At 30.5% G+C, this 22,888-nt stretch carries 21 protein-coding genes; all 21 read right to left on the bottom strand.

The genetic code is table 11. The features are described 5' to 3' along the window. Positions 1–51: 51 nt before the first annotated feature. The 21 genes from polX to FHQ18_RS01695 all read right to left on the bottom strand — a co-directional run bounded on the left by polX (position 52) and on the right by FHQ18_RS01695 (position 22,701). Positions 52–1,761 (bottom strand): DNA polymerase/3'-5' exonuclease PolX, encoded by a 1,710-nt coding sequence (gene polX, locus FHQ18_RS01595; protein ID WP_149265424.1) that lies wholly within the window; start codon positions 1,759–1,761, stop codon positions 52–54. Further along, a complete protein-coding gene (locus FHQ18_RS01600) occupies positions 1,758–3,104 on the bottom strand; it encodes a sigma-54-dependent transcriptional regulator (protein ID WP_149265517.1) in 1,347 nt (448 codons plus the stop codon). The genes polX and FHQ18_RS01600 overlap by 4 nt, the downstream gene beginning before the upstream one ends. Next, on the bottom strand, positions 3,104–5,260 hold the full coding sequence (locus FHQ18_RS01605) for an ATP-binding protein (RefSeq protein WP_149265425.1): 2,157 nt from the start codon (positions 5,258–5,260) through the stop codon (positions 3,104–3,106). The genes FHQ18_RS01600 and FHQ18_RS01605 overlap by 1 nt, the downstream gene beginning before the upstream one ends. Further along, positions 5,260–6,072 carry an ExeA family protein gene (locus tag FHQ18_RS01610; protein ID WP_149265426.1) on the bottom strand — a complete coding sequence of 271 codons (813 nt, stop codon included), beginning with the start codon at positions 6,070–6,072 and terminating at the stop codon, positions 5,260–5,262. The genes FHQ18_RS01605 and FHQ18_RS01610 overlap by 1 nt, the downstream gene beginning before the upstream one ends. 8 nt (positions 6,073–6,080) lie before the next feature. Then, positions 6,081–8,315 carry a tetratricopeptide repeat protein gene (locus tag FHQ18_RS01615; RefSeq protein WP_149265427.1) on the bottom strand — a complete coding sequence of 745 codons (2,235 nt, stop codon included), beginning with the start codon at positions 8,313–8,315 and terminating at the stop codon, positions 6,081–6,083. Continuing rightward, a complete protein-coding gene (locus FHQ18_RS01620) occupies positions 8,316–9,029 on the bottom strand; it encodes a 7-carboxy-7-deazaguanine synthase QueE (RefSeq protein ID WP_149265428.1) in 714 nt (237 codons plus the stop codon). After that, complete coding sequence (gene queD / locus FHQ18_RS01625; protein WP_149265429.1) at positions 9,004–9,363, bottom strand: 6-carboxytetrahydropterin synthase QueD; 360 nt, start codon at positions 9,361–9,363, stop codon at positions 9,004–9,006. Before queD ends, FHQ18_RS01620 begins: the two co-directional genes overlap by 26 nt. Beyond that, positions 9,351–10,070, bottom strand: a complete 720-nt coding sequence (locus tag FHQ18_RS01630) for a pseudouridine synthase (RefSeq protein ID WP_149265430.1) — start codon at positions 10,068–10,070, stop codon at positions 9,351–9,353. Before FHQ18_RS01630 ends, queD begins: the two co-directional genes overlap by 13 nt. Next, a complete protein-coding gene (gene scpB, locus FHQ18_RS01635; protein ID WP_149265431.1) occupies positions 10,046–10,558 on the bottom strand; it encodes an SMC-Scp complex subunit ScpB in 513 nt (170 codons plus the stop codon). Before scpB ends, FHQ18_RS01630 begins: the two co-directional genes overlap by 25 nt. Continuing rightward, a complete protein-coding gene (locus tag FHQ18_RS01640; RefSeq protein ID WP_149265432.1) occupies positions 10,551–11,258 on the bottom strand; it encodes a segregation and condensation protein A in 708 nt (235 codons plus the stop codon). The genes scpB and FHQ18_RS01640 overlap by 8 nt, the downstream gene beginning before the upstream one ends. After that, positions 11,259–12,239, bottom strand: a complete 981-nt coding sequence (gene trpS / locus FHQ18_RS01645; RefSeq protein ID WP_149265433.1) for a tryptophan--tRNA ligase — start codon at positions 12,237–12,239, stop codon at positions 11,259–11,261. It abuts the gene before it with no gap. 12 nt (positions 12,240–12,251) lie between these two features. Beyond that, positions 12,252–12,884 (bottom strand): site-2 protease family protein, encoded by a 633-nt coding sequence (locus tag FHQ18_RS01650; protein ID WP_149265434.1) that lies wholly within the window; start codon positions 12,882–12,884, stop codon positions 12,252–12,254. Positions 12,885–13,375: 491 nt separating this feature from the next. Next, a complete protein-coding gene (ispD, locus tag FHQ18_RS01655; protein ID WP_149265435.1) occupies positions 13,376–14,068 on the bottom strand; it encodes a 2-C-methyl-D-erythritol 4-phosphate cytidylyltransferase in 693 nt (230 codons plus the stop codon). Then, positions 14,065–15,033 (bottom strand): PIN/TRAM domain-containing protein, encoded by a 969-nt coding sequence (locus tag FHQ18_RS01660; protein ID WP_149265436.1) that lies wholly within the window; start codon positions 15,031–15,033, stop codon positions 14,065–14,067. Before FHQ18_RS01660 ends, ispD begins: the two co-directional genes overlap by 4 nt. 3 nt (positions 15,034–15,036) lie before the next feature. After that, positions 15,037–16,038 (bottom strand): potassium channel family protein, encoded by a 1,002-nt coding sequence (locus tag FHQ18_RS01665; RefSeq protein WP_149265437.1) that lies wholly within the window; start codon positions 16,036–16,038, stop codon positions 15,037–15,039. Next, complete coding sequence (locus FHQ18_RS01670; protein WP_149265438.1) at positions 16,039–16,860, bottom strand: YggT family protein; 822 nt, start codon at positions 16,858–16,860, stop codon at positions 16,039–16,041. 8 nt (positions 16,861–16,868) lie between these two features. Beyond that, complete coding sequence (locus tag FHQ18_RS01675; RefSeq protein ID WP_149265439.1) at positions 16,869–17,555, bottom strand: YggS family pyridoxal phosphate-dependent enzyme; 687 nt, start codon at positions 17,553–17,555, stop codon at positions 16,869–16,871. Next, positions 17,552–18,292: a purine nucleoside phosphorylase YfiH/LACC1 family protein gene (locus FHQ18_RS01680; protein WP_149265440.1), complete on the bottom strand. Its 741-nt coding sequence runs from the start codon at positions 18,290–18,292 to the stop codon at positions 17,552–17,554. Before FHQ18_RS01680 ends, FHQ18_RS01675 begins: the two co-directional genes overlap by 4 nt. Next, the gene (locus tag FHQ18_RS01685) at positions 18,268–19,845 is read right to left on the bottom strand and encodes a radical SAM protein (protein WP_149265441.1); all 1,578 of its coding nucleotides are present in this window, start codon (positions 19,843–19,845) and stop codon (positions 18,268–18,270) included. Before FHQ18_RS01685 ends, FHQ18_RS01680 begins: the two co-directional genes overlap by 25 nt. Positions 19,846–20,032: 187 nt before the next feature. After that, on the bottom strand, positions 20,033–21,868 hold the full coding sequence (locus FHQ18_RS01690) for a PAS domain-containing hybrid sensor histidine kinase/response regulator (protein WP_149265442.1): 1,836 nt from the start codon (positions 21,866–21,868) through the stop codon (positions 20,033–20,035). Then, entirely contained in the window at positions 21,868–22,701 is an 834-nt protein-coding gene (locus FHQ18_RS01695; RefSeq protein ID WP_188020315.1) for an HDOD domain-containing protein, read from the bottom strand. Before FHQ18_RS01695 ends, FHQ18_RS01690 begins: the two co-directional genes overlap by 1 nt. Positions 22,702–22,888 lie beyond the last annotated feature (187 nt).

The following is a 22,888-nucleotide window of genomic DNA, read 5'->3' on the forward strand; positions in this document are numbered from 1 at the left end:
GGTTTGTCAAGTCTTTTAGATAAAATTTTAAGGTATCTTAGTTATTTTTGCTTATAATCTTAGTTTTTCCGCAATTTCGTCAAAACTTTTTGTATTCAAAACCTGCTCTTTTATAATACACCCTTTTCTCGCTACATAAACACCAAATCTTAAATCATCAAACCCTTCTTTGTAATGAGCATCCGGACTTATTGAAATGAGTAGATTGTATTTATGAACATATTCCATCCTCCTCCAGTCAATATCAAGTCTGTGAGGATTTGCATTCAACTCAATTACCACCCCATTCTCCTTGCACACTTTAAAAACTTCATCCTCGTCAAAAGTATATCCTTCTCTACTCAATAAAAGTCTACCGGTAGGATGTCCAAAAATATTTACATAAGGATTACTGAGTGCCTTAACCAGCCTTTTTGTCATACTGTTTTTATCCAAATTAAAATGAGAATGAACACCTGCAATCACAAAATCAAACCTTTGTAACACTTCATCATCAAAATCCAGAGATCCATCTGCTAAAATATCACACTCAATCCCTTTTAAAATTTTAATTTCTTTATACTTTTCTTTCAATTCTCCAATCTCTTCAAATTGTTGAAACACTCTTTTTTCATCCAACCCGTTTGCGATATAAGAAGACTTGCTATGATCGGAAATTCCTACATATTGGTAATTTCTATCCAGACAAACTTTTATAACATCTTCAATACTCATAGAACCATCGGAATAGCTTGTATGCACATGGAAAACACCCCTTATATCATTTAAGGAAATCAAATTTTCTTCATCCACCACCCTTTCAAACTCGTAAAACCCCTCTCGAAGTTCCGGTATCACATATGGCATATCAAGAAGAGTGTAAATATCTGATTCTTTTTCAATTTTAATTTGTTTATCTCCATCAAAAACACCATATTCATTTATTTTATAACCTTTCTCCTTCCCCTTCATTCTAATTATTTCATTATGTTTTTTACTACCCGTAAGATGATGCAACATTGTAATAAAACTATCTCCATCACATATCCTAAGATCGGTATGGATACCTTTGTATTTAAATGTTATTTTCTTGTCCCCTTTTTCTTCCAAATTAATGTCCTCATTTTCGCTCAAATACTGAATAAAATGAGGGATACAATTACTTTCTTTCAGTTCAACAACAACATCAATATCTTTAACGGTTTCAAGCTTTCTCCTCAAACTACCAGCTATCTCGATCCTCTTAACATCCTTGAACCCTTTAACCACATTCTTCAAATCCTCTGCAATTGGCTCTATTTCAGAAAACAAATATCTATCCTTATGTTTGTTATAAAAAGAAATCCCTTTTAATATCTTTTCCTGTGTTTTTAAACCGAATCCCTTTAACAATTTTAACCTATTCTCATTGCAAGCATACTCAAGTTCTCCAATAGACCTTATATTAAGCTCTTTATAAAGCCTAAACGCCTTTTTCGGTCCTAAACCCGGAATTTTTGTCATCTCAATCAAAACTTCAGGTGTATTTTGTATTATTTTTTCAAGAGCATCAAAACTTCCTTTCTCTATAATTTCTAAAATTTTTCCGGATAATGCTTTCCCTACCCCTTTTATATCCGTCAAAACTCCACCATTTCTCACATAATCCACTATTTCAAAATCCAATCCTCTTATTACTCTCGCACCTCTTCTGTAGGCTGTTACTTTAAACGGATCTTCATTGTTCAACTCAAGATAATCTGCATATATTTCAAAAAGATCTGCAATATAACTGTTATTCATTTTTTTAGACCAAACTGATTTATTTTTCTGTGAAGATATGTCCTTTCAATCTCAAGAATTTTGGCAGACTGAGATATATTCCAATTAGTACTCTTTAATACTTTTGCAATATAATTCTTTTCAAATATCTCTTTAGCCTTCTTCAAAGGTAAGCCCATACTAATAATTTCAAAGTCATCATTTTTCAGCCCTTTCAAAAACCCAGGAGCATCATCTACTGTAAGTTTATCCGATTCTGATAAAACCACCATTCTTTCAACTGTATTCTTAAGTTGTCTTACATTACCTGGCCAATCATACTCTACAAATAACTCCATCAACTCATCATCAATCTCTTTCAAATTAAGACCATTATTATAACATGATTCTTTTAAAAAATGATCTATCAGCAAAGGGATATCCACTTTTCTCTGCCTGAGAGGAGGAACATGAATAGGTACCACGTTAATTCTATAATAGAGATCTTCTCTGAATCTCCCTTCTGCAATCTCTTTTTCAATATCTTTATTTGTTGCAGAAATTAATCTGAAATCAGATCTTATAACTTCATTCCCTCCAAGCCTTGAAAATTCAAATGTTTCCAATACTCTCAACAACTTTGCCTGCATCATCAAATCCATATCCCCTACTTCGTCTAAAAATAGAGTACCCTTATTTGCAAGTTCAATTTTACCAATTTTCCTACTTACGGCACCCGTAAATGCACCTTTTTCATATCCAAACATTTCACTTTCTATTAATTCAGATGGAACAGCAGAACAGTTCAACTCCACAAATCTCTGATTTGAACGCTTGCTTAAAAGATGAATTAGTCTTGCCACATGTTCTTTACCTGTCCCATTATCTCCTGTAATAAGTACCCAAGCATTTGTTGGAGCAATCTTTTCAATTCTACGCTTTAATTTGGTTATTTCATCACTTACACCAATTAACTCATACTTTTTCAATAGATCAAATTTATAATATTTCAAATCTCTTACAAGTTCGATTTTGTCACTGATATGTTTAAGTAATAAAATTATTCTATCTAGTGATAATGGCTTTTCAAGGAAGTCATAGGCACCGTGCTTAATTGCATCAACTGCATTTTCGATATTCCCATGCCCACTAATGATTATAACTTCCGTCTCTGGAAAGTACTTTTTTATGTCCTTCAACCCTTCATTGCCATCCCTATCAGGAAGCCAGATATCAAGAAAAATTACGTCATAAACTTCCTCTTTAAGTTTTTTAAAACCATCCTCAAATGTTAATGCAAAATCAGCTTCATGCCCTTCATCTTCTACAATATCTTTTATTGTGCCACATATATTTTTTTCATCATCAATGATTAAGACCTTCATCATTTACCCCAGTTTGTTTTATTAAATCTTATATTAAAAACTGTATATTCATTTTCAACACTTTCAACTTTGATCTCTCCATCGTGCTCTTCTACAATTTTCTTTACAATTGCAAGCCCAAGACCTGTCCCTCCAGATTTTTTACTGAAATATGGTAAAAATATCTTATCAACATCCTCTTTTTTTATCCCTACACCATTATCTTTAAATGATAGACATATATATTCTTTATTCTCAGATATATCTATTTCAATAGTCCCATTATCGTTAACCGCTGCAATAGCATTATTTAAAAGGTTGTGAAATAATCTTTTAATTTGAGAAACATCACCGTAGAAATCAACGCTTTCTGTTTTTTTGTAAATAAAATTAATATTATTATGCGAACTTTTATAAAATTCTACAACTTCATTCAAAACATCATTTAAATCAAAATATGTCTTGTAAACATTTGGCATTCTAGCAAACTCGTTAAATTCATTTACCATTTTATACAAATCATTCACTTCAAAAATTATAGTTTTTATACTTTTTTGTATCGATTCAGATACATTACCATTCTCTTCTTTTAATTTTCTCAATACTCTTTCTGCATTTAATTTAATTGGAGTTAATGGGTTTTTAATCTCATGAGCTATACGACTTGCAATCTCTTTCCATATTTCGTATTTCTTTGCATTAAGTATATCCGTGATATCATCCATAAAAAGGATAATATTATCTGGTTCATCATGACTCAAATAGACTTTAGATAAGGTAATAGAAAATGTTTTTTGCGTATTATGAACTTTCAAGTCTTTCTGAAAACTTTTACTTTTTTCATTATGATTTTTGAAAAATTCTTTTAATAGTTTCAAAATTTCATTCCACCACTCTTCTCCAATTTCTAATATTTCTTTTGCCTTATCATTGAATTTTAAAATTTTAAGATTTTCATCAAAAAGAAAGATAGCCGATTTTGTATTTTTGAATATCGTATCTATATACTGATTATCTCTAAATATTTGCCTATACATGTTATCAAGTTCTTTATTCTTTTTATTTAACTGTTCAGTGTGTTCTTTTAGTCTTCTCGCCATCTCATTAAATGACTTAATTAAAACTCGCAGCTCGTAGTCTCCTACTTCCTCTAGCTTAACATCCAAATCACCTTTTGAAATCTTTTTTGAGGCTTCTGCCAAAGCTCCTAATGGTTCGGTTATATTTTTTGAAAAAACAATACTCCCCCAAATCCCTGCTAAAGCAACAAGTAATGTCATTAAAACAAGGAGAATTTTATATGAATTTTTAACAGGTTCTGCAAAAAATTTTATCTGACTATAATTCCTATAAGAATCCATTATTTTTGAAACTTTTTCGGCTTGAGCAGGTGGAACAATTTTATATACAAATAATGCTCCTAATATTACTTTTTCCGAAGTTTTAGCAGAAACAGGTGCCCCTACCCAATAAATCTGATTCTCACCGAAAAATTCATATTTTGCTACCTGTTTTGCATTTTTTACTATCTCTTCAACAGTTTCCTTGTCTACTAAGAAATTTATATAAAATTTTTTATCCTCTGATAAAATTCTATTCCCTTCTTTATTATAAACTGCAACGCCATCAATTCTGTTATTTTGGAGATAATCTACCACAAAATTTTTAAGCTCTCCGTAATTCCTCTGATACAAAAAACCTTTAGTGGTAACAAGCTTTGATAATATAGACGTTTGCTCAACTAAATCCTGCTCCAATTGATTCTGGTATTTTTGCATTAAATCCACCGAACTTTTCAACGCCTGCTCTACCTGAGCATCAAACCACTTATTAATACTATTATTAATAATATTGATAGAAAAAATGAAAACTATCGATACAGGTATTACACTTAGTATAATCGAAAAAATTACCAGTTTACTTTGTAACGATGCACCAAATACTCCTTTACTTTTAGAAAAAAATATTTTTGCCAAATTTCTGAAAATAACAATCAGTAAAGCGAGTAATAATACTATATTTAGATTTATAAGCAAAAAAATCGAAATATTTGAAGTAAAAGGAAATTCAAAATTAACAAGCTTTGAACTAACAATGAAATTTATTAAAATTAATATCAATAAAAGAATAAAATATAGGAAAATCTTTTTCTGTTTAGATTTATCTCCAGCAATCATTAAGCAAGGCCTAAATCCTGAGCCACTTGTTCAATTAAATCTTTATTTATAACATGCTTCTTTATCAAAAATCCTTCAAACAATGCATTATCACAAATAGTATTTATTAACCTTGGTATCCCCTTAGAATATTCATAAATTTTCTTTATTGCTTCTGATTCAAAAATGAGTTCTTCTGAACCAGCAATTTTAAGTCTATGTTTGATATATCGTAAAGTTTCATTTAAATCCAATGGTTCTAAAACAAGCCTCATAGAAACCCGTTGGAAAAGGGGCTTATCCTGTCTTAAGTTACTTTCTAATTCAGGCAAACCAAACAAAACGAATGTAATCAACTTCCCTTTCTCATCTTCAAAATTTAAAAGTCCCCTCATCTCTTCTATAACTTCCTTTTTGGAAAGCATCTGAGCTTCATCAATTAGTATGACAACTTTTTTCCCCATTTCATTGATTTTTGAAAGCTCTTTATAAAGGGTATTAACCATCTCATGTTTTTCAGAAGGTATATTTTGTATTCCCAATTGTAAGCAGAGCTTTTTTAAAAACCATTCAGATGATACTTCGGAATGTACAACTACAATCAATGCAGCTTCGTATTTTTCAGGGTCAAGTTCTTCAAAAAACAACCTTGCTAAAATAGTTTTTCCTGTACCTATTGGACCTAAAACTATGCCCAACCCTTTTCTATAATTAATAAGGTAGTTTAACTTGTATAAAACTAGTGAATGCTTTTCAGACTTAAAAAAATATTTTAAATCAGGAGTATTATTAAAAGGTAGCTCTTTTAGACCATAAAATTCTTTCAATCCCATCGTTTAACCTATAAAAATGATATTTTCTTTTTTCTTTTTTTCTTTTTAACTGTTTTCTCATTTTCATCTGAAATATTTTCCGAATCACTTATTTCATAATCAGGATATTGTTTTAGTTTTTCTTTTAAGTCACGAAAATTCATATCAATATTTGCCAGCTTATCAAAATATACTTTTGCAATCTTTTTATCCCCTTTAATTTCATAAACAAGAGCAAGCTCATACAGAGAGTTTTTAACCTTCTCTATATCATCAAAATCAGCTAAAATCAGTTTATGAACATTAATAGCATTATCGTACTTACCCATTTTTTTGTAACATTCAGCCAGCATGTATAGGCTTTCATATTTCTTACTTCCATAAGATGCCTTCTTAAATTCCTCTACAGCATCTTCGTACAATTCCATCTCAAAATACGCTAACGCTAAATCATAATGTGTTTCATAGTCATCAGGTGAAACCTTTTCATTAATACTTTTTCTTATATTCTCAACCAAAGTTTTTTCATCTTTATCTAATTGTATGATTTTTTTACCTGTAACAGCTTCACCTTCAACAAATTCATCCAAATCTATAAGTTCTCCACTGTCTTCTAATTCATTAAAGAATAGAAAGATTTTTGAAGCGTAATCTTTAACCTTCTCATTATCTGGATATTCCAGCAATAAATCATCCACTACCCCTTTCGCTTTTTCATACTGCCCAGAATTTATAAGCTCCTCAATTTCCGCCAATCTTGATTTTAATGACTCATCCTCTTTTTTTTCATCAATAAATTCAAATCCAGTTAAATCTAACTCCTCTATTGAAATAACATCAGCTAACTCATCTTCTAACAAAACGTCATCATCTTTTTTCTCTTCACCCTTGACCTCTTGTTCACCTCTCAAATCAAGATCTACATCAAGTTCAAAACTTTCATCAGTATCAGGGACAAAATCGGGACCTAAAACTGTTGTTTCAAGCCCAGAAATCGTTGTCTCAACCGTATCTTCTTCTTTCTTATCTTCAGATATTACCTCTTCAAGTTTGCCAAACTCCAAATCTTCAAGAGATGTTTTATCTTCGCCTTCTAAATCAGGACCATACTCTTCATGACTTTCAAGTGATATCCCATATTCTAAATCGTTAATGTAATTTAATATTCTATCAGCCTTCTCAGTATCTTTTCTGGAAGAATAAATTTCAGCTAATCTTTTATATATAGCAATCTGTAAATCTTTAGCTTTACACTTACCAGCTAATGTTACCATTAAATCTAAAAGTACATCGTCATCTATTTTATCATAGATACCTTTAATTACCTGTATAAACTCGATTTTAAAATCATAGTCAGGCAATTCATTTATTTCCTTGATAAGATTAGATAAATTCTCATAATCATCATTATTTAAATAATAATTTACCAAATCTCTATATATAACGGGTTCCTTATAATGTTCTTTTAATTCATTATAAAAATCTAAATCCATATTGATTGGGTAATACTTCTTTAAAAAATTGTAAAAATCATAATCAAATGTTTTTGTAAGATAATTTCGACCAAATTCAATCAATACATTTTTCTTATCCTCATTTTTCTGAAAATATGGTAACATAAACGGAATAACTTCGGTCAAATCACATTTATGTTTTAAACCAATTTCAGAAAAATAGATAATGTATTCTTTTATGTGTTCTGTTTGTTCTTTTTGGAATCGTTCATGTGCAACCTTTAAGGCAGAATAAAGAAATTTACAAATTTCAAAACTTTTCTGAAACTTATCCAATCGCTCTAGTACTAACTTAAAATTCAAAATATTGCTTCTATCGATTTCCGTAATCTCTTTTAATATATCTATAGATTTATCTACTAAACCATTCTTCTCATAAATATCACTTAATTTGATTAGAGTATTTAACTGCTCACCAATTAACCCTTTTTTCTCAAAAGCTTGTGCCAACTTTCTGTAGAGCTCATATTCTTCAGGAAAAAATTTTAAAACTTTCTTAATTTGAGCAATTACCTTATCAATGTATTTTGCATCTTCTAGTTTTGCAATCAAACGTTTGTATGTCTCTAAAGCATCAGACTTATTCCCAAGCCTAAACTGAATATCTCCAAACAAATTCCATGCATCATAATCATTTTCTTTATTTGATAAATATTTTTTGCATTCCTTTAATGCCTTTTTTAATTGCCCCTTTAGAAATAATTTTTTTATATCTTGTATATCTAATTCTTTACTCTTAAATAATCTCATTTATAAAATTCCTATTAATTTATGAACCTGTGGCACGAAAAAGACTTCTATACCATAACTATAACCTATATCAGATAATTTATCAAGTAAACCCAAATTAAAATAATTATTTTTAAACTGCACATAAAGCACGTCTACGTCATTTTTTGCCAGTTCAATTAAAACAGTTTTTATCTCATTTTCATCAATATTTTTGCCAATAACTACTTTATAATATATTTTCTCATTAATCACCTTTAAATCTTTTATTAAATTAGAGGGATATTTTTTACCAAATACAGATTTCAATTTTATATCAACGCTAATTATGTCCAAATAATCAGACAATTCAATTATTTCATCCACAAGATAACCGCTTGTCTCTAAAAATACTTTAACTCCATTATCTTTCAAAATTGGCAAAAATTCGCTTAAAAAATCCTTCTGTATCAATGGCTCACCACCAGTAATTGAAACAGAATGAAACAGTTTAAAATTGTAATTTTCTCTTAGTATTTGAAAAAGCTCATCCGGTAAAACAGGATTGCTATATTCTACACCATCACATAAAAAATTTTCAGAAAGAGAAAAGTCTGTATCACACCCTTCACAACTAAATGGACAGTCAGCAAACCTTATAAAGATTTGCCTAGCACCCACAAACTTTCCTTCACCCTGATATGACTTAAAAATCTCTTTTATAAAACCTTTATTCAAAGTATTCTGCTGCAGCATTATCACTTTCCCAAACTACTACTGATTTCATAAGATTTTCAAATTTTTCCTTCATTTTATCATATATATACTTTGCAATATTCTCACTTGTGGGATTAACATTTTTAAAATACTCATGTTCATTTAAGAAAATATGATCAAGTTCATCTAATATTTTCTTTAATTCTTTTTTAATCTCCTTAAAATCCACTAATAATCCAGTCTCATTTAATTTATCACCTTCAAGATAAACTTCAACACGCCAGTTATGACCGTGAAGATTTTCACATTTCCCTTCATAATTTCTGAGAAAATGCGCACTAGCAAAACTATCAATTACTCTCAACCTATACATTTTAATAATCCCTCCAATTCAGCTTTTGTTAATTCCCTGTATTCTCCAACTTTTAAATCTTTAACGGTAATATTACCAATTCTTATTCGTATTAATCTCTCCACATTAATTTTAAAATGTCCAAACATTTTCCTAATTTGTCTTTTTTTCCCTTCCACTAAAATGACTCTGTATTTATTTCCACCTTCATACCACAGTTTACATGGCAAATATTTAATATCTTCTGTTTCCAATCCATTTATTATCATTTTTTCTTCTTTATGTTTTAGTTTTTTATTTACATGCACAATGTATTCCTTTTCCACCTTCTTTTCAGGTCGTTGAAGATTATAAATTAGCTCACCATCGTTTGTAAATATTATAAGCCCTTCGCTATCATAGTCTAACCTTCCCGAATAACCAAGCTTATTCTTTCTAAAAAAAGGGATATCAAGTAAACTTTTTTTACCTCTAAAACTATCATATGAAGTAAGCATCCCTCTTGGTTTATAAAATTTCAAATAAATTTTTTTAGAAAGTTCCAATAACTCACCATTTACATTGATCCTATCCTGCACCGAAAATCTTTCGGCGGGATTGTATACTACTCGACCATTTACAGATACTTTCCCTTCAAAGATAAGCCTGTCCGCTTCTCTTCTGGAATATTTACCACTTGATGCTATTAGTTTATTAAGCCTGATTAATTCTTTTTCAACTCCTGCCATTCTCTAAATGTAGGAAGTTCACTCAAATTGTTCAACCCAAAATATTCAAGAAATTTATTGGTTGTACAATAAAGAAGAGGTTTTCCAGGAACATCCTTTCTACCAATAATCTTTATAAATCCTTTATCAAGAAGATTTTTTATTATAGACGAACTATTTACTCCTCTAATCTCTTCAATTTCTGTCTTAGTAATTGGTTGTTTGTACGCTATTACTGCAAGAGTCTCAAGGGTTGCTCTGGTAAGGGTTTCCCCTTTTTCACCAAAAACTTCCACAAGAGATTCATACACATTTTCATCACTTACCATCTGATAACCATTTGCCACTATCCTAATTTTTAGACCAATATCAAGAGAATTAAAATAATCTATATAATCAATTAACCTGTTTTCGAGATTAACAGGATCCATTATCTGACGAAAAGTCTTAATAGAAACAGGTTTGCCTGATAAAAAGAGTGTGGAATAAAAAAGCTTTTTCTCATCCATTTTTTACCTTCACCATAAAATTGCTAAAATTTGATTCCTGAATTGCTATAATTACTTTTAATTTTATAAGTTCTAGAACCGCCAAAAAACTTACAGCCACCTCTTTCCTATCTGCACACCTTTTTGTTATCTCATTCCAAAATACTTCTCTTTTTTCAAAAACAAAATTTTTTATTTTCTCTATTATGGTGTTAATATCAAGACTCTTTTTCTCTAATGTTATAGTTTTTTTCTCATCCCTCTTCAATAAATCAAAAAACAGCTTTGCTATGGTATAAGCATCACCCCCAGGTTCAAATTCCCTTTCTAAATATATAGTATCCTCTCTCGTCAAACACTTAGAAGCTTTAGCCTCTTTTTCGCGCAATATCTCTGCTACATCCTTATAAAAAGAATATTCTATCAAACGTTGAGTAAACAAAAATTTCTCTTCTTCCACATCCATTTCATCATCATCAAACTTATTTTGTGGCAGTAACATCTTTGATTTTAAATAAACAAGATAGGATGCCATCTGTATAAAATCTGAAGCAACCTCAATATCCATCTCTTCCATCTGTTTAATAGTATTTATAAATTGATCGGCAATAACAGATATAGAAATATCATAAATATTCATCTCATTCTTATAAATGAGATGAATAAGCAAATCCAAAGGACCTTCAAAATTCTCTAATCTTACCTCTAAAAGGTCACTCATCTACACTCTCATTACTTTTCTCACTTTTTCCATAATAGCCCCAGCCGTTTCCTCAGCTTTTTTCTGTCCAGGAGCCAAAAACTCATCCACATCCTTTATCAAATTCTCATAATACCTTCTTTTCTCCTGAATAGGCTCAAGAAAAGAAAACAGGTGCTTCAATAATACCCTTTTACAATCAATACATCCAATCTTTGCATTTTTACAACCATCAATAATTTCTGCTCTTTCTTCATCAGTAGAAAATACTTTGTGATAATCAAAAACTGGACATATATCAGGATTTCCTGGGTCTGTTCTTCTTTTTCTGTTAGTATCAGTCATCATGGTTAAAATCTTTTTTTCTACACTCTTTAAATCTTCACTCAACATTATTGTATTCCCATAAGATTTGCTCATTTTTCTACCATCTGTTCCCAACAATTTTGGTACTTCTGTTAATAAACCTTCCGGTTCAACAAAAATTTCACATTTATAAAGAAAGTGAAATCGACGTACAATCTCTCTACTAATTTCAATATGTGGTAACTGATCAACCCCTACTGGGACATATTTTGCACTGTATAAAATAATATCAACTGTCTGCAAAAGAGGATAACTTAAAAAGCCAATATTATTTAAGTCTCTATCTTTCAACTCCTGCTTAATCTCTTTATAAGAAGGACATCTTTCCAACCAACTTACAGGTGTAATCATTGATAAAAGGACAAATAGCTCTGCATGATATAAATTTTTTGACTGCACAAAAAGGGTGCTTTTTTCCGGATCTATCCCCACACTCAACCAATCAAGAACCAAATCTCTTCGATATTCCACAATATTTTCCGGATTTTCATAACTGGTGGTGAGGGCATGCCAATCAGCAACAAAGTAAAAACACTCATATTCATCTTGAAGTTTTACCCAGTTTTTCAAAGCACCAAAATAGTGACCAATATGAAGCTTACCGGTTGGTCTCATACCACTCAAAACTCGTTCCATAACCACCCCTTCTTATATAAGTAATCTCACAAAAAAATGTATAATAGGAAAAATTACGTAATCCACCACATGAGTGATAATGAGAAGTAAAATAATTATAAAACCATACCTTTCAAGCTGTGCAAATTTTACCTGTTTATCAACAGGTAAAAAAGATTGTAAAATCCTGCCACCATCGAGGGGAGGAATAGGAATTAGGTTAAATACCCCAAGAGCTATATTAATTTGTACCGAAAATATAAGCATCATTGTAATAGGAAATAAAATTTTTATCATTAAAGGGTTACTGGTATGAATACTGGAAACAATGTGATAAAGTATTGCCGAAAAAATAGCCACTAAAAAATTTGCAACAGGCCCAGCAGCAGCTACAATAGCAACTCCATATTTTTTCCTTGCAACCACATTGAAATTTACTGGAACAGGTTTTGCCCATCCAAACAATCTTGTAATCAACAAACACAACAACCCAAAAATGTCAATATGAACAAAGGGGTTTAATGTAAGCCTTCCAGCTCTTTTTGCAGTGTCATCACCTAAAAAATACGCTGCATAGCCATGAGAAGCCTCATGAACAGTAACTGCTAAGAGGAATGGTACAATGGCAATACTCAAATCACGCAAAAAAGAATTTATATCAAACATAACCTTTTTAAATACCAGAAGGTTAATGCAATGTCAAAACTTTTATCAAATTCGACATACACCATAACATTTAACAGAACATTCTTTAACCCTGGACCCTGGAATTTTACTTTTTATTATATCCTAAATAATTATCGTTTGTACCAAAGTATTCATGAGCAAATAAGGCCCTTCAGCCAGACATCTGTTTCCATTCGTAATCAATTTTTTGTTTTATACCATCCGGAGCTTTCTTTACTGCTTAGCCTATATTTTAAAAATTTTAATCTCATGTATAAAACTGGCATCACCACAATTTTTGCAAATCACCCTATTCCCTCAACCTCATCCTACCCTTTTTTTAACTTTGAACATTGAACCTTGAACTTTGAACATTGAACTTTGAACCCGTGTAATAAAAGTATATGAACATAATATAGCTTTCGACGTCCCTGTTATTATTAGACTCACTTGAGTTAGTCGATAGCTCTATTACACGGGTTGAACTTTTTCTACTTCCCTATTTCCCTACTCCCTTTTAATAAAGTTTCAACATAATCAACATCTTCCTTATATGTAATTTTTATATTTTCAGGATATGATGGCACATACCCCACCTTTTCCCCTAGTAACTCAAAGGCTTGTGCCTCATCAGTAATTTTCAACCCTTTATCGAGCACAAATTTTAGTGCTTCTATAAGCTTCAACCTATCAAAACCCTGAGGAGTATGGGAAAGTAAAAGTTTTTCTCTATCAATAGTTTCTTTTACAATATCACCTTCTACAATTTTTACAGTATCTCTAACTTTTAATCCACAAATTACCCCTTTATATTCATTTAGCTTTGAAATAATTTCTTCCACTACCTCTTTTTTCACAATAGGTCGCACTGCATCATGAATTAAAACATATTCCACATCAGACACCAGCAAACAGTTAAACACTGTGTTAAATCGCTCTTTACCACCTTCAACTATCTTAAAATTATCAATTTTTAACTCATCAAGTAGATTTCTTATAAAAATTTCATCATTACTCTTTTTGCAACCGATAATAAAATTATTGAAAGGATAACTTTCTTTCAGATGCTTTAAGGTGTAATAAAAAACAGGCTTGCCTAATATTTTGTAAAACTGTTTTTTTACTGCACTACCAAATCTATTTCCTACACCAGCTGCTGGAATTACAATATCAATCTTTTTCATCTCAATTTTGTAAAAATAATTCTACCTGTTTCAGTTTGTAAAAGACTAGTAACTTCAACCTTTACTTTTTCACCTATATATTTTTTCCCATTTTCCACAACTACCATTGTACCATCTTCCAAATAACCAACTCCCTGATTATGCTCTTTCCCCTCTTTTACAAGAGTAATTTCTAACTCTTCACCAGGTAAAACCGTTTGCCTCAGAGCAATAGCTAAGCTATTAATATTTAAAACTTCTACATTCTGTATTTCAGCTACCTTTAATAGATTATAATCTGTTGTGATAATCTTACCTTTTATCTTCTTTGCAAGCATTACAAGTTTTTCATCCACTGTACCCACATCAGTAAAATCAGTTTCATCGATAATCAGTGGTATCTTTTTCTGTTCCTTTAATCGTTGCAAGACATTGAGTCCTCTTTTACCTTTTTGTCTTCTCAAATGTTCATGTGAATCAGCTATATTTTGCAACTCTTTTAACACAAACACAGGTATTATTAGCACACCTTCCACAAACCCAGTATCAATTACGTCTACAATTCTACCATCAATAAGTGTAGAGGTATCAAGAACTTTTGGAATCTTAAGAATCTTTGTTTTGACAGGTTTTAGACTTATTTTTGAAAAAAGATTTTCTACAATTGTATAGTTTTTGTAACCCAACAAAATACCTATATAAGTTACAACAAAATAAAAACCTAGCTTCACAGGCTCATTAGTAATAAAAGTATCGAGAGGATACATTATAAGATAGCCAAGTATCAGAAAAATAATCCCACCTATTAGTGCACTTACAGTTTTATAACTTTTCAAGTCACTAATAAGGGTTTCAATAAGATTAATTGCAAGAATTACACCAAGGGCATATGCTACAGCATAATAAATATCAATCCCTATCTTATCTCTTAAAAAAACAAAGACTACAATTATTATAGCAGAATAAATAAACCTAAATAGCCACATAAACTAACTCCTTAAATAAGAAAACAAATCTTTAAAATCATCTCTTCTTCCAAGGCAAATTAAAACATCATCTTCTTCTAATATTTCCTCTGGTCCAGGATTATATAAAAATTGATTACCTTTCTTTTTAATCGCAATTACAATTAGACCATATTTTCTTAAATTTGATTCTAAAATTGATCTGTTTGCAAGCTTTGAGCCTTTACAAATAGTTATTTCTTCTACTTCAATATTGTAATCATTTTTCCCTAAAGCAAGTTCTAAAAATTCTGATACATTTGGTTTAACAATGGCATTTGCTATACGAAGACCGCCAATAACAAATGGAGAAATAACACTATCAGCCCCAGCCCAAAACATTTTTGCACTAGCCTCATCATCCACAGCTCTAGTAAAAATCTTCAAATTCTTATTAAACCCTTTTGCCGTAAGAGTTATATAAACATTCTCCGCATCAGATTCCACCACTGAAATTAATCCCTTTGCATTCAAAATACCTGCTTTTACGAGAGTATCCTCTTTTGTTGCATCACCTATAATATACAAATACCCTTTCTCATCAAAATCAGAAGCCAAACTTTCTTCCTTTTCAATTATAACAAAAGGTATTTTTCTATCATATAGCTGTTCACAAATTATTTTTCCCATTCTTCCATAACCACAAATAATATAATGATCCCTTAGTTTATCAATTTTCTTATCCATCTTCTTTCTCCAGAAAGTTTTCCTTATTTCACCAGCCACTATTAAATCAAAAACCTGTGTACCAATATAGGCAAGGGTACCTGTCCCTGTCAAAATTAAGAACATAGTAAATATCTTACCATTTGCTGATAATGGAATAACCTCCTCATAACCAACAGTAGAAATAGTAATTATTGTCATAAACAAAGCATCTAAAACACTTGCATTTTCAAGCATCACATAAGTAATCGTTCCTATTAAAGCAATAAATAATAGGAAAATAAAACCTATTGCAATATTTCTAATTTTTGTTTCATACATTTAAAATAGTAATCCTATAAATCGTTTTAAAAATACTCTTAAAAATTCAATTATAAATATCGCTATAATAGGAGAAATATCAATTATGCCAATTGTAGGTATTAATCTTCTAAAAGGACCCATTACTGGCTCTGTGAGTGCTACTATCAACTGTACCAAAGGATTATAAGGATCAGGACTTACCCAGGATATTAGCGCCCTGATAATTATTAGCCATGTTAAAGTTCCAAGCAAATCTATCAGTGCAAATAAACCATATTTTACTGAAAAAAGTATAGCACCTATCAAATTTAGATTACCATAAAAACTTATACTGAAAATTACCTGAAAAACTGAATCCACAATCACATAAACAATAAAGACCAAAATCACCGCCACTACAGTTATCCCATTACCAGGTATGTTAATGATACTTCTTGCGAGTTTTACCCAAAATAGTCCAATCCTATAGAAAAAAGTTGTATAAATAGAAGTCTGATATACTGTGTTTAAAAGACTACCAAGAATAATTGATACCACATAAAAAACCATTAAAAACCTGAGCACATCATCAACAGCACCAACAATACTACCCAAAAAAGTCTGCCCCGAAAAAGTCCAGTAAATCAACCCAAGCATTACTGTCAAAATTGCTATTAGAAAGACTGTATATTTTTTACTTTTCTCATGAGGAATACTTTTAAGAACTGTTCCAAAAATAGGCTCTGTCAATGACGCCACAATCTTGCCTAATGGATTTAAATAAAGCTCTTGCCTTGTCATCACATTGCGTAAAATAAGAACAAGGATATAACTTTTTATAATAAAACTAAAAAATCCCATAACATCTCCTATTTATATTCTCTTTTTCCAAAAATTGCAGAACCAATCCTAACCATATTTGAGCCTTCTTCTATAGCTATCTCAAAATCATCACTCATCCCCATGGAAAGATACTCTATATCATATTTAGATTTTACATCCAAAAAAAGTTCACGCATTTTTGAAAAATAAATTCTGTTATTTTCCGGATTTTCTTCAAAAGGTGGAATCATCATTAATCCTTTCAACTTCAAATTCTCACAGTTCACAACAAACTCTAACAACTCATCAAAGTTTTCCATCAACACTCCTGATTTTTGAGGCTCCCTTGCAATATTTACCTGCAGCAGAATATCCTGCACATAATTTATTTTCTTTGCTCTTTCATTTATTAGCCTTGCCACCTCTACTCTATCTACAGATTGAATAAGCGAAAAATTGTCCTTCAAATATCTCACTTTGTTAGTCTGTAAGTGCCCAATGAGATGAAATTCAGCATCAATCTTCATCTCTTTTATCTTCTCAATTTTACTCAATGCTTCCTGAACCCTGTTTTCTCCAAATATCCTCTGCCCGCATTCAATAGCTTCAATAATTGACTCTACAGGAAAAGTTTTACTAACTGCCACAAGGGTAATATCATCCTTGTTTCTACCACTTTTGATGGCAGCTTTTTCAATTTTTTCCCACACTCTTTCAAGATTTTCTTTTATCATCTTCTCCTCATCAAAAAAGAAAGCATTCTACCTGTCACTCTATCCCTTCTGTAAGAATAGAACATATCATTGCAATATGAACAGTATCTTATATGCTCTATACAATTTTTTTCAACACCATTTTCTAATAAAATTTTCTCTATCTGCAAACGCAGATTAAAAAACATTTTCCCATTTTCCATCAAAAGACACTCATCCATAGCAAATCTATCTTTCACAGTATTGACAAAGTCTTCCCTCACCTCAAAACATTTTTCACATATTCCTACACCTACAATAACCTTTTTAAGCTTTTCCCCCTCAAACTTTTCTAACCCCCTTTCAATAATCCCCTCGTAGACTGACCTCCATCCACAGTGCAAATTTGCTATACTTCCATTTTCACCGATAAGTTGCATATTGAAACAATCTGCCGTTAAAATTCCAAGCCCTAAACCTACCTCTTTAGTAAAAAGTCCATCACCCTCAATAAAAGATGGTGTATTCATATCGCATGTCACTACATACGCCCCATGCACTTGTCTTAAAAGAATTATTCTCTTAACATCAAAAACTTTTTTTACTAACAAATAATTCCTATTTACATCAACTAAATCATCGCCACAGAAAAAACCAAAATTCAAACCGTTATAAACTCCTTTTGAAAAACTTCCAAACTTCGTGGTAGTAAAAGAAACAAAACTTTCTTCCAAAGATTCAGGCACAACCAGTTTTATCCCTTCAATATCTCTAAGCATTTTCTAAACTCATTCTTTAAAATATTTTTATCAAAGTTTGGCTCCACAAACTTTTCCCATAAAAATACATAATTTTCATCAAAACACTTTGTAGCCATACTTTCAGCATCTACAAATTTCAAGGCTTTTTGAATATTAAACCCATTTTCCAAAAATTTTTTATAAAAATCATTAAGATAATCTTCACCTCTTGCCAAAAAAGCCTGCAAAAGGGCACTTTTATAATTCATTATATCATATTTTACATTAGGAATTCTACCCAACTCTTTCCTAAGCCCCTTTATTTTTCTCTCTATCAATTTCTTTTCCTGCAATCCAAAATATTGCAAAGGGGTGAAAGGCTTAGGAATAAAAATATTTATTGAAACTTTTATTTTCCCAAGTCTTCTATATTTTTTCTTTTGTATATCGAAAAAAATCTTAGCTATTTCTCTTACTCTATCCGCTATCATCAATGCTTCATCATAGTTTTCCGAGGGAAGTCCAATCATATAGTACAACTTCAAATTTTCTATTCCACAATCAGCCACCATACTTGCCACATTCAAGATATTCTCTTTGCTAACCATTTTATTTATAAGTTTTTTAAGTCTATCAGCACAAGTCTCCTCTGCAATTGTAATGGACTTAACTCCACCTTTTTTTAAAATATCTATAAGCTCTCTATCCAAAGTATCTGCTCTAAGTGATGAAACAGAAACATAAAACCCTTTCTCTACAAAAAATCGCAACTTATCTTTAACATCAGGCAAATCCCCAAAAGCGGCAGAAATTAAACCTAAATTTTTCGAAAAACTTTCTCCTACAACTTTTTCTTTAACCTTTTCAAAATCAAATACTCTAAAAGGTCTATATGCAAATGTGGCTGTACAAAATCTGCATGAATATTTGCACCCACTTGAAAGCTCCACAAGATATTCCCCAGCAAATTCCCCCATTGATGTTTTTATAGTGGAAGCAATAACATCACTTTTATTCCTCAACACCACTTTAGCTGGATATTTATCTTTAGTAAGTGCATAGGGTAAATTTTTTAGCCTTTTTATTGCCTCATTTTTATCAACATAGTTAGAAAAGATAGACTCCAATTCATCTGACATTACTACAATATCACCAAGTAATTCTACATCCACAATATCAATCAGCATTGCTGGATTAATAAATGTAAGTGCACCACCTGCTATTATTAAAGGATATTGTTCATCCCTTTCATTGTTAAAAATAGGTATGGATTCATTATTTAAAAACTTGATAAAATTTAAAACATCCTCTTCATAATTTATGGAAAGAGCAATAATATCAAATTCTCGTAAAAATCTCTGATTTTCAATAGAAAGATTATTTTCAAAGAAATCCAGGACAAAGCGCTCACAAGATACATTATCAAAAGAATTAAAAATTCTATACACCTCCTGATACCCAATATTTTGCATAGCTATTTCATAACTATTTGGATAAACAATGGCAATTTTAACTCTTCCAAATTTCTGGATATAATTTTCTTCAGTGGATAACAAATTTCTATAATGATTTATTACAGACCACTTTTCCATCAATCAGTCATCCAAATCAAACTATAAATATAATTCATACAATCCCAACAATCAGTAATTAAATCATTAACAATTATTTCCAAAGAATAAGTATAATACACATTGATAAAACATCAATAGATTTAAACAGTTTGGACCGGAATTTGCAAGTATTATGCCAAATTTATAAATCAAATGGCATTAAGAATTAATTATCAAGAAGCTTTTCAACCTTTTGAAGAATATCGGGAAGTCTGAAGGGTTTTTTTATAAATTCATACTGCACACCAGGCAAATCAGGCACTTCACTACCTATAAAGCCTGAAACATAAATCACGTTACAAAAACCAAATCTCTCCTGATACATTTTCACAAATTCATAACCCTTACCATCATCTAACATGATATCAGATATTATCAAGTCAAATGGTTTATTTAACTCATCTAACATTCTTATTGCTTCATTTAAAGAAGTTGCACTTACTACTTCATAACCATTTGCTGTTAAAAACTCTTTTAAAGATAATACAATTATCTCTTCATCATCCAAAACAAAAATCCTACCAACTATATCGCTATCATCAGCAGTATAAACATTAATATCTTCTTTTTCTATAACAGGTAAAAATATTGTAAACTTTGTATATTCACCATACTTACTCTCTACAGTTACAATGCCACCATTATCCTTTATATAACCATATACCATAGAAAGGCCTAATCCCATACTTCTATCAAGTTTCTTAGTGGTAAAGAAAGGATCAAAAATTTTATCCAGATCTTCTTCTCTGATACCTGAAGCATTATCATATATCTCTATCTTTGCATATGAACCTTCTTTTAGCTGATAACTGTTTTGGTTTTCAAAAACATATTCATCTACAGATATCCTTATAATCTTTTCATCTTTATTCAAACCCTGAAAAGCCTCAATAGAGTTCATTATTAGGCTAAAAATTATATTTTTGAAAACTTCTTTATTTAAACTTACATAACATTTACACTTAAATTCTGTATCAATTCTAATGTCAGATCCAAAAATTTCTTTATACTCTTGTAATAACTCATTTATTGCTTTATCAACTCTAAACTCATCCTTTGAAACATCCTTTATCTGAATAAAAAACATCATCTTATCAATTAAAGCAGCAATACCATCGGCTATTTCTTCAATTTTATCAAGGTATAGATTAATTTCACTATCTCCACCAAGTCTATTTTGACAAAGATTTGTATATGTAATTATCCCAGTTAGATCATTATTAATCCTGTGGGCAAAACCTCTAACCATCCTCTCCAGTGCCTCAAACTTTGCCTTTTTAGCCAATTCTTCTTCTAACATTATCTGATAAGTTATATCCTTAAAAATAAATACATAAAAATCTTCCTCTTCAAATTCTATTTTAAAAACAACATATGTTAAATAATACTTTTTCCCTTCATCGACAAAAGATGAAGTCTCATTAAAATAATCATCTTTTTTCAGACAAGTTATTATTTTTTCTTTAAGTGTTTTAAAATTATCAAAGAAGGGTAATTCATCTATCTTTAAAACCTGATTCTTTAGAAATTTTCTTAAAGAGTTATTAGTATGTAAGATATTAAATTTTTTATCTGTTATAAGAACAAAATGTGGCGTTTTGTTAACAATCTCAGCAAATAAATGAACATTTTTATCTTTTTCATATAAGTCGGAAATATCATTGATTATCCCCATCAAGCCTTCTATTTGCTCATTTTCACAAACATATTTAGTAACAGTTATGAGCGCTGGAAATTTCTCACCATCACTCCTTTTTAAAAACAACCTATAATTAGTCACATAACCATCTTTGGCAATTAAATTTAATATCTTTTCCCTATCATCTAAACTTACATAAAACTCAAAGGACTTTTTGTACAATAAATCATTTTTTTCGACTTTTAAAATCTCAGATATTTTATCATTTGCAAATATAATAGAACCATCCAGTTTAGTAATAATTATTCCGTATGGTATATGTTCTAAAAAATATTTATAATTCTTCAACTCAAAATTATACATTAATCACCCGTAAAAATCTTTCTCTCCATTTCGTATATTTCAGAAAAAGTTTCAACAACACCGTTAATAGTATCATTATCTAAATTTAAAATACTCATCCCTTTTTCAAAAACAACCTCATCAGATAAATTCAAACCGATTCCCTTTGTATTTACCAAATAATTTGATACCCCGAGCAATGCAATCATTTTATCATTATATTCTGTAACATCATGATGATAATATACCTTTTCATAATAAGTTCTAGGCAATTTCCACTCTTTCAATACATAACCACCAATTTCAGCATGATTGAAACCTATCAAATTAGATTCTATTTCACAAATATTAACATTTGTTTTCCTAGCAATTGTCACAATTTCTTCATAAAACTCAGTAGTAAGGAGTAAAATAACTTTACCAATATCATGCAGAATCCCTAATAGAAAAGCCTCACTGCTGTCAACATCTGTAACATGCTGACTTAACAGCCTTGCCATAATCGCAACACTGAGAGAATGTTCCCATATTTTATTGGCCAAATCCTTCTTCGGTTCGTTTTTATAAAAATAGCTTTTCATTGAAAGAGCAGCTAATAGACTTTTTAAATTTTTCTCACCTAATATAACAATAGCATGTCTTAAATCCTTTATCTCATCCCTTGGAGAAAAAATGGCAGAATTAGCCACTTTTAAAATCTCCGCCGTTAAAGCAACATCCTTTGATGCATAATACACTACTTCAGAGATAGAATAATCTTTAGAATTCATAACTGCCAAAATTTTACTGGCTATTTGAGGTAAAGGTGGAATATCTTTTACTTTTTCCAAAATTACTGAGCTATCGAACTTCATCATATAATTATATTTATAATTGTTTATTTTTTCAAGTAATTTTGGAGTTTGGATAAAATTATAACTACTTAAAAACTTTACAAAAATAAAACTCTTTACTTACAAAAAAGCTAAAGTATATTTAGTTTATGATAAATAACATATTACCCATATTTCTAACTATATTTTTTGGAAACTTATTAAAAAA

Source organism: Deferribacter autotrophicus (assembly GCF_008362905.1).
In the GTDB taxonomy this organism is placed as follows: domain Bacteria; phylum Chrysiogenota; class Deferribacteres; order Deferribacterales; family Deferribacteraceae; genus Deferribacter; species Deferribacter autotrophicus.